At 71.8% G+C, this 12402-nt stretch carries 10 protein-coding genes; 1 reads left to right on the plus strand and 9 read right to left on the minus strand.

Annotated features, from left to right (window positions below):
* Nucleotides 1-204: 204 nt before the first annotated feature.
* The 7 genes from hutI to OHA77_RS12120 form a co-directional block, all read right to left on the minus strand.
* Nucleotides 205-1353 carry an imidazolonepropionase gene (gene hutI, locus OHA77_RS12090; protein ID WP_406318101.1) on the minus strand — a complete coding sequence of 383 codons (1149 nt, stop codon included), beginning with the start codon at nt 1351-1353 and terminating at the stop codon, nt 205-207.
* Between the two features lie 40 nt (nt 1354-1393).
* Nucleotides 1394-2752, minus strand: coding sequence for a formimidoylglutamate deiminase (locus OHA77_RS12095; RefSeq protein WP_326820530.1), 1359 nt, complete (start codon nt 2750-2752; stop codon nt 1394-1396).
* Nucleotides 2740-3915 carry an allantoate amidohydrolase gene (locus tag OHA77_RS12100; protein ID WP_406318104.1) on the minus strand — a complete coding sequence of 392 codons (1176 nt, stop codon included), beginning with the start codon at nt 3913-3915 and terminating at the stop codon, nt 2740-2742. Before OHA77_RS12100 ends, OHA77_RS12095 begins: the two co-directional genes overlap by 13 nt.
* 48 nt (nt 3916-3963) lie before the next feature.
* Nucleotides 3964-4650 (minus strand): SDR family oxidoreductase, encoded by a 687-nt coding sequence (locus OHA77_RS12105; RefSeq protein ID WP_406318105.1) that lies wholly within the window; start codon nt 4648-4650, stop codon nt 3964-3966.
* A 151-nt stretch (nt 4651-4801) separates the two neighbouring features.
* Nucleotides 4802-5638 carry a MurR/RpiR family transcriptional regulator gene (locus tag OHA77_RS12110; RefSeq protein WP_406318107.1) on the minus strand — a complete coding sequence of 279 codons (837 nt, stop codon included), beginning with the start codon at nt 5636-5638 and terminating at the stop codon, nt 4802-4804.
* Between the two features lie 133 nt (nt 5639-5771).
* Nucleotides 5772-7427: a urocanate hydratase gene (gene hutU / locus OHA77_RS12115; protein ID WP_406318109.1), complete on the minus strand. Its 1656-nt coding sequence runs from the start codon at nt 7425-7427 to the stop codon at nt 5772-5774.
* A 337-nt stretch (nt 7428-7764) separates the two neighbouring features.
* On the minus strand, nt 7765-9492 hold the full coding sequence (locus OHA77_RS12120; RefSeq protein WP_406318110.1) for an ABC transporter ATP-binding protein: 1728 nt from the start codon (nt 9490-9492) through the stop codon (nt 7765-7767).
* A 208-nt stretch (nt 9493-9700) separates the two neighbouring features.
* Here OHA77_RS12120 and OHA77_RS12125 point away from each other — a divergent pair, with 208 nt between their 5' ends.
* Nucleotides 9701-10564, plus strand: a complete 864-nt coding sequence (locus OHA77_RS12125; protein WP_406318111.1) for an aminoglycoside phosphotransferase family protein — start codon at nt 9701-9703, stop codon at nt 10562-10564.
* Between the two features lie 145 nt (nt 10565-10709).
* Here OHA77_RS12125 and OHA77_RS12130 read toward each other — a convergent pair whose 3' ends face one another.
* Together OHA77_RS12130 and OHA77_RS12135 are read right to left on the minus strand one after the other, a co-directional pair.
* A complete protein-coding gene (locus tag OHA77_RS12130; RefSeq protein ID WP_406318113.1) occupies nt 10710-10910 on the minus strand; it encodes a hypothetical protein in 201 nt (66 codons plus the stop codon).
* A gap of 470 nt (nt 10911-11380) precedes the next feature.
* The gene (locus OHA77_RS12135; protein WP_406318115.1) at nt 11381-12400 is read right to left on the minus strand and encodes a LacI family DNA-binding transcriptional regulator; all 1020 of its coding nucleotides are present in this window, start codon (nt 12398-12400) and stop codon (nt 11381-11383) included.
* Nucleotides 12401-12402 lie beyond the last annotated feature (2 nt).

Raw genomic sequence — 12402 nt, forward strand, 5'->3', positions numbered from 1 at the left:
CCTCGCTCCGCCTGCTTATGACATGTCCGCACGCTCGTTCAATGCCCCGCGCCTACCCACATGTCGCTTACCTGACCAACGCTCGGATCAGCGCAAAGATTCCCTAAAGAAGTACGCCCGGAGAACGGTTTGAATTTCCTCCCCAAGGAGGATGTCTCCGAACATGACGTCACAGGCATAGCGGGCTGCCCGGCCGATGGGGCTTCAAACCAGGCGACGGCCCTCCCGCCAGACCTGAGCCACCAGGGGCACGCCGGGGCGGTAGGCGAGGTGGACGTAGGAGGGGGCGTCCAGCACCACCAGGTCACCGCGAGCTCCCACTCGCAGTGTGCCGACGTCGTCGCGGCGCAGTGCCCTGGCTCCGCCGTAGGTGGCGGCCCTGATCGCCTCCAGCGGCGTCATCCGCATCTCGCGGACCGCCAACGCCAGGCAGAACGGCATGGAAGAGGTGAAGGACGAGCCGGGATTGCAGTCGGTGGCCAGTGCGACGGTCACCCCCGCGTCCAGCAGACGGCGCGCGTCCGGGTACGGCGAGCGGGTGGAGAACTCCGCGCCGGGCAGCAGGGTGGCCACCACCCCGGCCGAGGACAGCGCGAGGACGTCCTCGGCGGTCAGGTGGGTGCAGTGGTCGGCTGAGGCGGCGCCCACCTCGGCGGCGATCTGCGCGCCCGGACCGTTGCCGAGCTGGTTGGCGTGGATCCGCGGCAGCAGCCCGGCCTTCACCCCGGCGAGCAGGATCTCCCTGCTCTGGTCGGCGTCGAACGCGCCGCGCTCGCAGAACACGTCGACCCACCTGGCGTACGGCGCGCAGGCCGTGAGCATCTCCCCGGTGACCGTGCGGACGTAGTCGTCGGCAGATGACACGCCGGGTGGCACGATGTGAGCGCCCAGATAGGTCGTCTCCGCGGTGAACCGCCGGGCGATCTCCAGGGAGCGGCGCTCGTCCTCGACCGTCAGGCCGTAACCGCTCTTGATCTCGACGGTGGTGGTTCCCTGGGCGAGCATCTCGGCGACCAGGGCGGCCGTCCGGCCCGCCAGCAGGTCGCCGGTGGCCGCACGGGTCGCGGCGACCGTGGTGCGGATGCCCCCGGCCGTGTAGGGCTCCCCCGACATGCGGGCGGCGAACTCGGCCGTGCGGTCGCCGGCGAAGACCAGATGGGCGTGGCTGTCGACGAAGCCGGGGATCACACAGCGCCCGCCCACGTCCACGCGCTCGTCGGCGCCGGGGTCCTCGCCTGCCGCTCCGGCCCATGCGACCCGGCCGTCCTCGATCACCAGGGCGGCGTTCTCGATCTCCTCCCGCTCCGGACCACCGGTGTAGAGCAGTCCGATCCGATCAAAGAGCACACTCACCGGCCGCTCACTCCTAATCTCCCCGCCTCTCACCGGCCGCTCACTCCTTCTCTCCCCGCGCCTCGGCGATCGCCTCGCCGAGCAGCGCACCGACGTTCCCGAGGGCGTGCCGGCCATCCACCACGACCCGGTTGCCGCCCGACACCACCGAGTGCACATCCGCGGCCGTCGCGGCGAAGACCACCATCTCCGGGGCGCCGCCGGCGGACGCGCCCGCCGTGCGGACCGAATCCAGTCGCACGGACACCAGGTCCGCCCACGCGCCCGGCACGAGCATGCCCGCGTCGGGGAAGCCCAGGGAGGCGTGCCCGGCGGCGGTCGCGGCCTGGAGCAGCTCGGCGGCCGTCCAGTGTCCGCGCTGCTCGGTGGCCAGCCGCTCGTCCAGCTCGACCGCGCGGGCCTCCTCGAACAGGTCGACGACCGCGTGGCTGTCCGAACCGAGGGTGATCGGCGAGCCCGCCTCGGACAGCGCCCTGGCCGGGCCGATGCCGTCGGCCAGGTCGCGTTCGGTCGTCGGGCACATGCAGACGTGGGTGCCCGACTGGCCGAGCAGCGCGATGTCGGAGTCGGACACGTGCGTCGCGTGCACCGCCGTGGAGCGGGGGCCGAGCACGTCGTGCTCGGCCAGCACCCGGACCGGGCCGGCGGCGTACATCTCCACGCAGGCGGCGTTCTCCGCGCGCTGCTCCGACACGTGGACGTGCATCGGGAACGCGTGCTGGTGGGAGAACCTGCTGACGGTCGGCATCTGCTCGCAGGGGACCGCGCGGACCGAATGGACGGCCACCCCGACCTCCACGTCCTCGGCCTTCCGGTAGACGTCGGCGAGGGCCTCGACCCGTACGGCCCACCTGTCGGCGTCGCCGTCGCCGAAGCGGAGCTGGGTGCCGGCCAGCGGGGCGCCGAACCCGCCGCTCAGGTAGCAGGCGTCCAGCAGGGCTATGCGCAGACCGGCGTCCCGCGCGGCCTGGACGAGCGCGTGGCCCATGACGTTCGGGTCGTCGTACGGCGTGCCGCCCGGCCCGTGGTGCAGATAGTGGAACTCCCCGACGGCGGTGATCCCGGCCAGCGCCATCTCGGCGAACGTGGCCCTGGCCAGCTTGAGGTAGGAGTCGGGGTTCAGTGTCGCGGCCACGCCGTACATCTGCTCGCGCCAGGTCCAGAAGCTGCCCTTCTCCCGCTGCGTCACCCCCCGCATGGCCCGGTGGAAGGCGTGGGAGTGCGCGTTCGCCAGGCCGGGGACGGTCAGCCCGTCGAGCCGGACGGCTCCCGCGGGCGGGTCGGCCATACCGGGAGTGATCTCCGCGATCCGGGAGCCCTCGACCCGGACGAGCACCCCCGCGACGACCTCGCCGGGCGGTAGCCAGGCCAGCTCACACCAGTAGTTCAGCTCCGGCACAGCTCCTCCAGAGTGGTCGCGAGGGCGGCGACGCCCGCGTGGCAGTCGGCCACCTCGGCGTGTTCGTCCGGGGAGTGTGAGATTCCCGTTGGATTGCGAACGAACACCATCGCGCTGGGCACACCCGCGGAGGCCAGGATCCCGGCGTCGTGGCCGGCCCCGGTCGGCAGAACGGGCACGCCCCCCAGGACCGAGACGATCCGCTCCCGCAGAGCCTCGTCGAAGTCGACGACGGGGGTCCACGACTCGGCGCTGACCTCGGCTCCGGAGAAGTCCGTCAGCTCGAAGACCAGGTCGCGGACCGCGTCCTCGTCACCGCCTCGGGCGTCCAGCCAGGCGCTGACCAGCCCCGGGATGGCGTTGGCGTTGTTGGGCGACACGCGGACCCTGCCGAAGGTGGCCACCACCCCCTGCCGCTGGGCGGCCTGGCGTGCGTGCAGCACGGTCCGGGCGAAGGGCAGCATCGGGTCGTCGCGGTCCTCCAGCCGGGTGGTGCCCGCGTGGTTGGCCTGGCCGTGGAAGTCGAAGCGCCAGCGGCCGTGTGGCCAGATGGCGGCGGCCACGCCGACGGGCGCGTCCCGGTGAACCAGTTCCTGGCCCTGCTCGACGTGGAGCTCCACGAAGACGCCGACGTGGCCGAGCGTCTCGTCGTCGCGGCCCAGCCCGCCCGGATCGCGTCCGGACCGGCGCAGCACCTCGGCCATCGAGTCGCCGTCGTCGTCGGTCAGGCCACGCGCCCGGTCGGCGTCGAGTGCGCCGGTGAGCAGCCGGGAGCCCATGCAGGGGACTCCGAACCTGGCCCCCTCCTCGTCGGTGAAGCAGGCGACTCCCAGCGGGCGGCCGGGCTCGAAGCCCCTGGCCCGCAGCGTGTCGAGGGCGGCGAAGGCGGACACGACGCCGAGGGGACCGTCGAAGGCGCCGCCGTGGCGTACCGAGTCGAGGTGGCTGCCCGTGACGACGCCCGGCCGGCCCGACGGGTCACCCCACCAGGCCCACAGGTTGCCGTTGCGGTCTTCTCTCAGGTCGAGGCTCCGCCGTGCGGCCTCCTGCCGAAACCACTGCCGTAGCTCCAGATCGGCGGGCGACCACGCGTCGCGCAGGTAGCCCCGGGTCCGGGCGTCACGTCCGAGGTGCGCGATGGCACCCCACATCTCGTCGAACATCCCTCCATTATCTGAATGGAGTCATTCATTGGCGAGCCGACGCCGCCCTCAGCGCACGGGTCCAGCCGTCGGGCGGACGGTGATGTCGGTGACATGGGCGTCGGGAGAGGCCGTCACGGCCGCGACCACCGCCCTGGCCACCGACTCCGGCGCCAGGTATCTCTCCGGCTCGTAGGTCCCGCTCTCCTGCTCCCGCACGCTGCGCTGCATGTCGGTGTCCACCCGTCCCGGGTAGACCGTGGTCACCCGGAGGTCGGGCTCCTCCAGCCGGAGCGCGTCGGCGAAGGCGCGCAGCGCGAACTTGCTGGCCGCGTAGGATCCCCAGGCCGGGTTGGCCCGCTGTCCCGCCCCCGAGTTGACCAGCGCCACCTGGCCGTGGGCCGCGCGCAGCGCGGGCAGCAGCAGCCGGGTCAGCTCGGCCACCGCGACCACGTTGACCTCCATCGTCCGCCGCCAGACCTCGGCGGGGGTCTCGGCGATCCGCCCCAGGGTCACCACGCCGGCGCTGTGCACCAGCACGTCGAGCCGGTCGATCCCGGCGACATCGGCCTCGGTGACGGCGGTGAGCTCCACCGGCCACGGCCGCGCGTCCGGCAGCCCGGCGCAGACCTTGGCCAGCGCCTCGGTGTCCCGCCCGCCGAGCAGCAGGTCGTGGGTGGGGGCGAGGGCGTGCGCGATGGCGGCGCCGACCCCTCGGGAGGCTCCGGTGACCAGTGCGGTCGGGCGTTCGAACATACGGTTCACCCTACTCCGGCGCCCTCGCTCCCACCTGGCCGGTCAGTGGCCTCACCCGAGCGTCGACCGGGGAGATCCTTGATGGGAACAGGCGTGCCGGTCTGAGGAGACCCTCGATGGGAAACAGGCGGGCCGGTCCGGGGAGACCCGGTCAGGTTCGGAGCCGGCCCGGCTGGTCGACGAAGACCCCGGCCCGGTCGGTCATCCGTTCGTACTCCTCCAGCCGGGCCTGCGTCCGCAGCGGCGCCGCGTCCGCCATGGCCTCCACCAGCACCATGGCCAGGGCGAGCGGCGCCGCGTGCGAGTCGAACACCAGCCGCTCACCGACCGGGGCGTCCAGGATCACGTCGGCCTCGAATGGCACGTCCGGCCGGTCGGTGATCACCGCTGTCCGCAGGCCCAGCTCGCGGGCGCTCTCCAGGGCCGCCACCGCCTCGGCCGGGTAGCGGGGCAGGATCACCGCGACCAGCCAGGCCGCCCCCGCCCGCCGCGCCGCGTGCAGGCCGTCGGACAGCTCCGAGCCGCCGTGGGTCAGCAGGCGGACGTCGGGGTGGATCCGGCGGGCGAAGTAGGCGAACGTGGTGGCCAGCCCGCTGGAGACCCGCAGCCCGAGAACCGGCAGCGGCTCGCACCCGGCCAGCCGGGTGGCCAGCTCGGTGACGGACGACGGGTCGGCCAGCCGGTCCCGGACGTTCCTCAGGTTCTCGATCTCCCCATCGATCGCGGTCTGCAGGTCGTTGGCCCGTGACGGGTTCCGCTCGCCCAGCACGAAGGGCCGCAACGCCTGCCGCAGCTCGGGATAGCCCGCGAACCCGAGCACCGTCGCGAACCTGGTCACCGACGGCTGGCTCACCCCGGCCCGGTCGGCAAGCTCCACACTGGACAGGAAGATGGCCTCGGCCAGATGGTCGTCGAGGTAGCGCGCGATCCTCCGCTGCACAGGCGACAGCCGGCGATCCCCGAGAAGCTGATCGAGTATGTCACCCACGTCCCCTCCAACCGTTCGATCATCCGCGGGCATTCCCGCCCCCGCCCACCCCACCCGGAGCGCGGTCCGGCCGGCCGGCTCACACACCGGGCGAGCGAGCTCACGCACCGGGTGGGAGGGACACGCACGCCCTTCAGGACTCGCGCATCGGGACGCGGACGCCGCGCTCCTCCGCGACCGTGACGGCCTCGTCGTAGCCGGCGTCGACGTGGCGGATCACTCCCGTACCGGGGTCGTTGGTGAGGACCCTGGTCAGCTTCTCGCCACCGAGCCTGGTCCCGTCGGCGACGGTGACCTGGCCGGCGTGGATGGAGCGGCCGATGCCGACGCCGCCGCCGTGGTGGATGGAGACCCAGGCGGCGCCGGAGGCCACGTTGAGCATGGCGTTCAGCAGCGGCCAGTCGGCGATCGCGTCGGAGCCGTCGGCCATGCCCTCGGTCTCCCGGTACGGCGAGGCGACCGAGCCGCAGTCGAGGTGGTCCCGGCCGATCACCAGGGGGGCCTCGATCTCGCCGGAGGCCACCATGTCGTTGAACCGCTCACCGGCCAGATGGCGCTCGCCGTACCCGAGCCAGCAGATCCGCGCGGGCAGGCCCTGGAAATGGACCCGCTCCTGGGCCATCCGGATCCAGCGGGCCAGCGGCTCGTTGTCCGGGAACAGCTCAAGGATGGCCTGGTCGGTCCTGGCGATGTCGCGGGCGGACCCGGACAGCGCCGCCCAGCGGAACGGTCCCCTGCCCTCGCAGAACAGCGGCCGGATGTAGGCGGGCACGAAGCCGGGGAAGTCGAAGGCTCGGGTGTAGCCGGCGAGCTGCGCCTCGCCCCGGATGGAGTTTCCGTAGTCGAAGACCTCGGCGCCCGCGTCCTGGAACCCGACCATGGCCTCGACGTGCCTGGCCATGGCCTCGCGCGCCTTCCGGGTGAAGCCGGCCGGGTCCTTCTCCCGCTCGGCGGCCATGTCCTCGAAGGCCACGCCGGTCGGCAGGTACATCAGCGGGTCGTGCGCGGAGGTCTGGTCGGTGACGATGTCGATCTCCGCGCCCCGGCGGAGCAGCTCGGGCACGGCCTCGGCCGCGTTGGCCTCGACCCCGATGCTCAGCGGCCTGCGCTGGTCCCGGGCCTGATAGGCCAGGCGCAGCGCCTCGTCGAGGCTGTCGGCCCGCACGTCCAGGTAGCGGTGCTCGATCCGCCGTTCGATGGACCGGGGGTCGCAGTCGACGCAGATCGCCACACCGTCGTTCATGGTCACGGCGAGCGGCTGGGCGCCGCCCATACCGCCGAGCCCGGCGGTGAGAGTGATCGTCCCGGCCAGCGTGCCGCCGAACCGTTTGGCGGCGACGGCCGCGAAGGTCTCGTAGGTCCCCTGCAGGATGCCCTGGGTGCCGATGTAGATCCAGGAACCGGCGGTCATCTGCCCGTACATGGTCAGGCCCGCGGCCTCCAGGCGGCGGAACTCCTCCCAGTTGGCCCAGTCGGGCACGAGGTTGGAGTTGGCGATGAGGACCCGGGGGGCCCACTCGTGCGTGCGGAACACCCCGACAGGGCGGCCGGACTGCACCAGCAGCGTCTCGTCGCCCTCCAGTGTGGTCAGGGTGCGGGTGATCGCGTCGAAGGAACGCCAGTCACGGGCGGCCTTGCCCGAACCGCCGTAGACGACGAGCTGCTCAGGATGCTCGGCCACCTCGGGATCCAGATTGTTCTGGATCATGCGGAGTGCCGCCTCCTGCGGCCACCCCTTGGCGGTGAGTGTGGTGCCGCGTGGTGCGCGCACGATCCGGCTGCCGGTCATGACCGAACCTCCCCATCAAAGCTGAATGAACGCATTCATATTTGTCACCCGGAGGCTACCGGTCAACCCGGAGGAAGAGGGCATCCCGGACAGCACATCCGGGATGCCCTTTTCCGATTGCCGGTCCAGCCCTCACCCTGGCCCCGTCCCGCACGGACTGGACCGGAGACCGGACACGGCGAGTGCCCGACTGGCACCCCCAGACGAAGGAGAGGCTTCGCACAGGCCGGATTCCCGCTTTCCTGGGCGGCCAACCAGTCGGCGGGGCCGGTGACCGAACTATCCCGTTACGCTCCGCGGGAATTTGCGTGCGGGGGCACCGGCCGCTAACTCGGATCTACGTCCGCAGCAGGAACTGGGTGGCGGCGAGCTCACGGTAGAGGTCGTCGGCGTCGAGCAGCTCACCGTGGGTGCCCACGGCCCGCACCCGGCCCGCCTCCATCACCACGATCCGGTCGGCGCTGGTCACCGTGGACAGGCGATGGGCGATCACCAGCACAGTCGTCTCCCTGGCCACCTCGGCGATCACCTCGCGGAGTCTCAGTTCGTTGACCGCGTCGAGCTGGGAGGTGGCCTCGTCGAGCAGGAGCAGCCGGGGCCGCCGCAGCAGGGCGCGCGCGATGGCGACCCGCTGGCGCTCTCCGCCGGAGAGCATGATCCCACGATGGCCGACCTTGGTCTCCAGCCCTTCGGGGAGCCGGGCGACCAGATCCTCCAGCCGGGTCAGCGCGAGCGCCCTGCGGATGTCGGTCTCGCCCACACCCGGCGCGGCGAAGACGAGGTTCTCCCGGAGCGAGCCGTCCAGCACCGGCGCGTCCTGCTCGACATAGCCGAGGGAGGCGCGCAGCTCGCCCAGCGGCCACTGCCTGATGTCGCGGCCGTCGACCGTGATCGTCCCGGCCTGCTGCTCGTAGAACCGTTCGAGCAGGGCGAACACCGTGGACTTGCCCGCCCCCGACGGACCGACGAGCGCGGTCATGCCGCCCGCCGGGACCGTGAAGGAGACGTCGTGGTGGACCACCGGCCGGTCGTCGCCGTAGCGGAACGCGACACCCTCGAAGCTCACCCCCGCGGGAGCCGCACCGACCACGCCGGCCGCCTTCTCGGCCTCCTCGGCCGGGAGCTCCTCGATCTCGCGGATCCGCTTCACCGCCGCCAGGCCGTTCTGTATCTGGGTGACGCCCTGGATCAGCTGGCCGATCGGGGCGACCAGGTAGAACAGGTAGAGCAGGAAGGCGATCAGCGAGGAGACCGCCAGCGCGCCGGAGGCGACCCGTGCGCCGCCCACGCCCAGGACCGCGACGAAGGCGAGCTGCGCGGACACCCATGCCGAGATGCCCGCGATGGAGGTCCACCAGGCGACCGCGATGCCCCTGTCCCGCGCCTCGCGGGCCGCTTCGACCACCGTGGCGATCTCGCGGTCCTCGGCGCCGCTGGCCTTGACGGTGCGGAAGGCCTGCAGCACCCGGTCGAGCACCGCTCCCATCTCGCCCACCGCGATCTGCGCCTGCGTCGAGGCCCGGCGGATGCGCGGCATGACCAGGCCCACGAGCGAACCGACCACGACCAGGACCACCAGCGTGATGAGCAGCAGCAGCCAGTCCATGAGCGCCATCATCACCACGGCGCCCACGAGCATGAACGCCGAACTGACCATCTCGACGACGCCGTCGGTGAACACCGCCCGGAGCAGGGTGGTGTCGGAGGTCACCCGCGACAGCAGATCGCCCGGCTTGAGCCGGTCCACCTCCGACACCCTCAGCCGCAGCATCCGGTCCACCAGGCTGCGCCGGGCGGCGAACACGACGCCCTCTCCCATGCGCTCCAGCACGTATCTGCCGAGCGCGCCGACCCCGGCCCCCACCAGCACGGCGGCCGTCAGGCCGAGCACCGGCCCGACCAGGGAGCGCTGCTCGCCGAAGGCGTCGATGACCGTCTTGGCCAGCAGCGGCATGGCCAGCCCGGCCAGCGAGCCGACGAGGCTGAGCGCCCCGCCGAGGAACAGTGCCCGCCGGTGCGGGAGGACGGAGGCGAACAGAAGTCGCCAGGAGGCGGTCTCGGCCAATTTCCACTCCTCTGAACGGCGTGACCGGCCCCCGGTCGCCGTCCTATCTATCTACCGCCCTTTTACTCGCCCCGAGCACCCGGCCCGGTTCCGCCGCCGGAAGCCGACGACGCCACCATCGGTTGACATGAAAACGTACGTCAACCGAAGTTGACGTACAGCTCGACGGCCCTGCTGCTCCCACCTGCGTCCGTGGGAGAATCCCCCCATGCTCGATCTTCGCGTTGACCCCGTCGCCGAAGCCCGTCTGGTCAACCGTTTCGGCCCTGGGGTCCGCCCCTGGCTGACCGCGCTGCCCGCCCTCGCCGAGCGGCTGGCCGTACGGTGGGACCTGGAGATCGTCGAGGCCGTCTCCCGGGGCGGCACCTCACGGATCTTCCGGGTACGGCGGGCGGACAGCGGCGGAGCCTTCCTGAAACTCACCCCGGAGCCGGCGATCTGCGCGGCCGAGGCTCTCGCCCTGAACGCCTGGGCGGACACCCCGCAGGTCGTCGACCTGGTCGCGGCGGACGTGGCGGCCGGAGCGCTGCTCCTGGATGCCGTGGAGCCCGGCACGACGGCCGACCGCCCCGGCGGGAGACCCGCTCCGCAGGAGATCTCCGGGCTGCTGAAGTCGCTTCGAGTCACCGAGGTTCCTGACGGCCTGCCCCCGCTGCGCGAGCGGGTCGCGTTCCTCTTCGAGTTGACCCGCAGGCGCCTGCGGCCGGGCGCCCTTGAAGATGACGTGCTCGACCGTTCGCTGGCCGCCGCGCTCGCCCTGGCGGAGGACGGCCCGATCGGCCTGGTCCACGGCGACTTGCACCCCGGCAACGTCCTCGACGGCGGGCCCCGAGGACCGGTGGTCATCGACCCCCGGCCCAGTGTCGGCGACCCCACCTTCGATGCCGTCGACTGGGTCCTCCCCGCCGACGACCTCGACCGGCTCCGGGAGAACATCGCCCAACTCGATGTGGATCACGGGCGCCTGATGCTCTGGTGCCGGGCCATCGCGATCCTCCTCGCGGTCCCCCGTCTCAGCCACGGTCCGCACGACGCCGAGACCGCGTTCCTCCTCCGGCTGGCAACCGCCTGACCGGTCGATCCGGCGGCGAATCCACCGGTTCTTCTCGCCCCGGAATCACCGGGCCGGGCGCGACCGGATGTGACCACCGGGGTGCCGTCGTCCGGAGCCGTCCCTGACGGACGGAACGCCGGCACCCGGTGCGGCGGTCCGCGGATCAGCCGCGCCGCTTGACCCCGTACTCCCTGCGCATCTCCGCCACGGTGTCCAGGATCTCGTCCTGGGTCTTGAGCAGCTTCGCCTCGGCCTCCTCGGTCCGCCCCTCGGCGACCATCCGGCGGTTGCCGGTCCGGTTGCCCAGCTTCCGCTTGGCCCTGGCCTTCACCTCACGCAGATTGAGCTTCTCGATGAGACCCACGATCCACACTCCTTCGGCAGGAAGGCCCGCCAACTGCCCGGCCAGGGGGCGAGTATGCGCACCCCGGTCTCTTTCTCCGCCACCGGGGGTGCGGCCTCCCGGCGTTCGGCCGTGGCCATCTTCCGGGGCCGGGGTCGGCGGGCACCGGACGCCATGAACCAGTGGGCTCACCCGGGCATACAGCTCTCGGTTCGACCACAGACCTGGCCGCAACGAGATTGAAGACAAGAAGGAGATGACCACCATCGGCCTCATCAAGGCGAGGGAACTGTCCACGCCATCATCGGATGCCGCCTCCGCCGCAGCACAGGGCCTGTACGGAGTTGAAATCAGAGGGATTCGCCTGCGTTTCGGTCTGCGATCCTGGTAGGCCATCGTCATGGCGCGTGGAGATCTCACCGTTGAGGAATGGTCCTTGATCGATCCTCACCTGCCGCTGGGTGAGCGAGGCCCGATCCCGGACCACGGGGTCAGGCAACGGTGGCGGTGGAGGCTCGCGCGGCCAGGGCCGGAGGAAGGCGCTCCGACCGCACCTCTCCTCCGAACAGGAGGCGGGTCAGCATCTGCAGCGCCCTGCGCCCCATCTCCTGCATGGGCACGGAGACGCTGGTCAGAGGGATGGGCAGCTCGGCTGCCAGCGGCGTGTCGTTGTAGCCCATGATCGAGATGTCGATCCCGACGGTGAGGCCGTGGTCGCGGGCCGCGCCCATGGCGCCGATGGCCGCGAAGTCGTTCACCGCGAAGATCGCAGTCGGCCGATCAGGACCGGCGAGCAGTCGCTCGGCTGCCGCCCGCCCGCCCGCGGTGTCGAACGGCGAGTACAGCACCCGCGGCGCGGGCAGGCCGCGATTCCGGTAGCGGCCGACGAACCCGGCGGTGCGGTCGGCACCCGTGCTCGCGTACGGCTCTCCCGCGATCACCGCAACCTCGGTGTGGCCCAGTCCGAGCAGGTGATCGGCGGCCAGCCGCCCGCCCAGCAGGTCGTCAGCGGTGACCGATGGATGCTCACCGGCGCCCCGGTTGACCAGCACGAACTTCCCGCCGTCCGCGGCCAGCTCATCGAGGAAGCCGCTGTCCAGGCTGGCGTCGCCGAAGATGAGCCCGTCCACCCGGCGGGCGAGCAGCATCCTGGTCCGCAGCCGTCGCGTCTTCTCGTCATCGTGGCTGTTCGCGGTGATGGTGGTGAGCCCGAGCTCTCCCGCCGCCTCGTCGATGCCCTCGTAGATCATCGCAAGCACCAGGTCGGACAACCGCGGCACGAGGACACCGACGAGTTTGCTCCGCCCCGTACGCAGGCCGCTCCCATGGGGATCCGGCTGGTATCCCAGTTCCTGCGCCAGGCGCCGGATCCGCGTGGCGGTGTCGCCGGACGCCGCACGAGCGCCGTCGTCGGCACCCCCGTTCAGAACCCGGGACACCGTCGAGACATGCAGGCCGAGCTGGTCGGCGATGGAGCGTAACGTCACCTGGCGCGCCTTGGGGTCAGCCACGA

The organism is Streptosporangium sp. NBC_01639, from assembly GCF_045209755.1.
In the GTDB taxonomy this organism is placed as follows: domain Bacteria; phylum Actinomycetota; class Actinomycetes; order Streptosporangiales; family Streptosporangiaceae; genus Streptosporangium.

Coding starts and splice junctions, on each gene's coding strand:
- OHA77_RS12100 (WP_406318104.1), bottom strand. CDS start 3,915: ATGTTCGACGAGATGTGGGGTGCCATCGCGCACCTCGGACGTGACGCC.
- OHA77_RS12105 (WP_406318105.1), bottom strand. CDS start 4,650: ATGTTCGAACGCCCGACCGCACTGGTCACCGGAGCCTCCCGAGGGGTC.
- hutU (WP_406318109.1), bottom strand. CDS start 7,427: ATGACCGGCAGCCGGATCGTGCGCGCACCACGCGGCACCACACTCACC.
- OHA77_RS12125 (WP_406318111.1), top strand. CDS start 9,701: ATGCTCGATCTTCGCGTTGACCCCGTCGCCGAAGCCCGTCTGGTCAAC.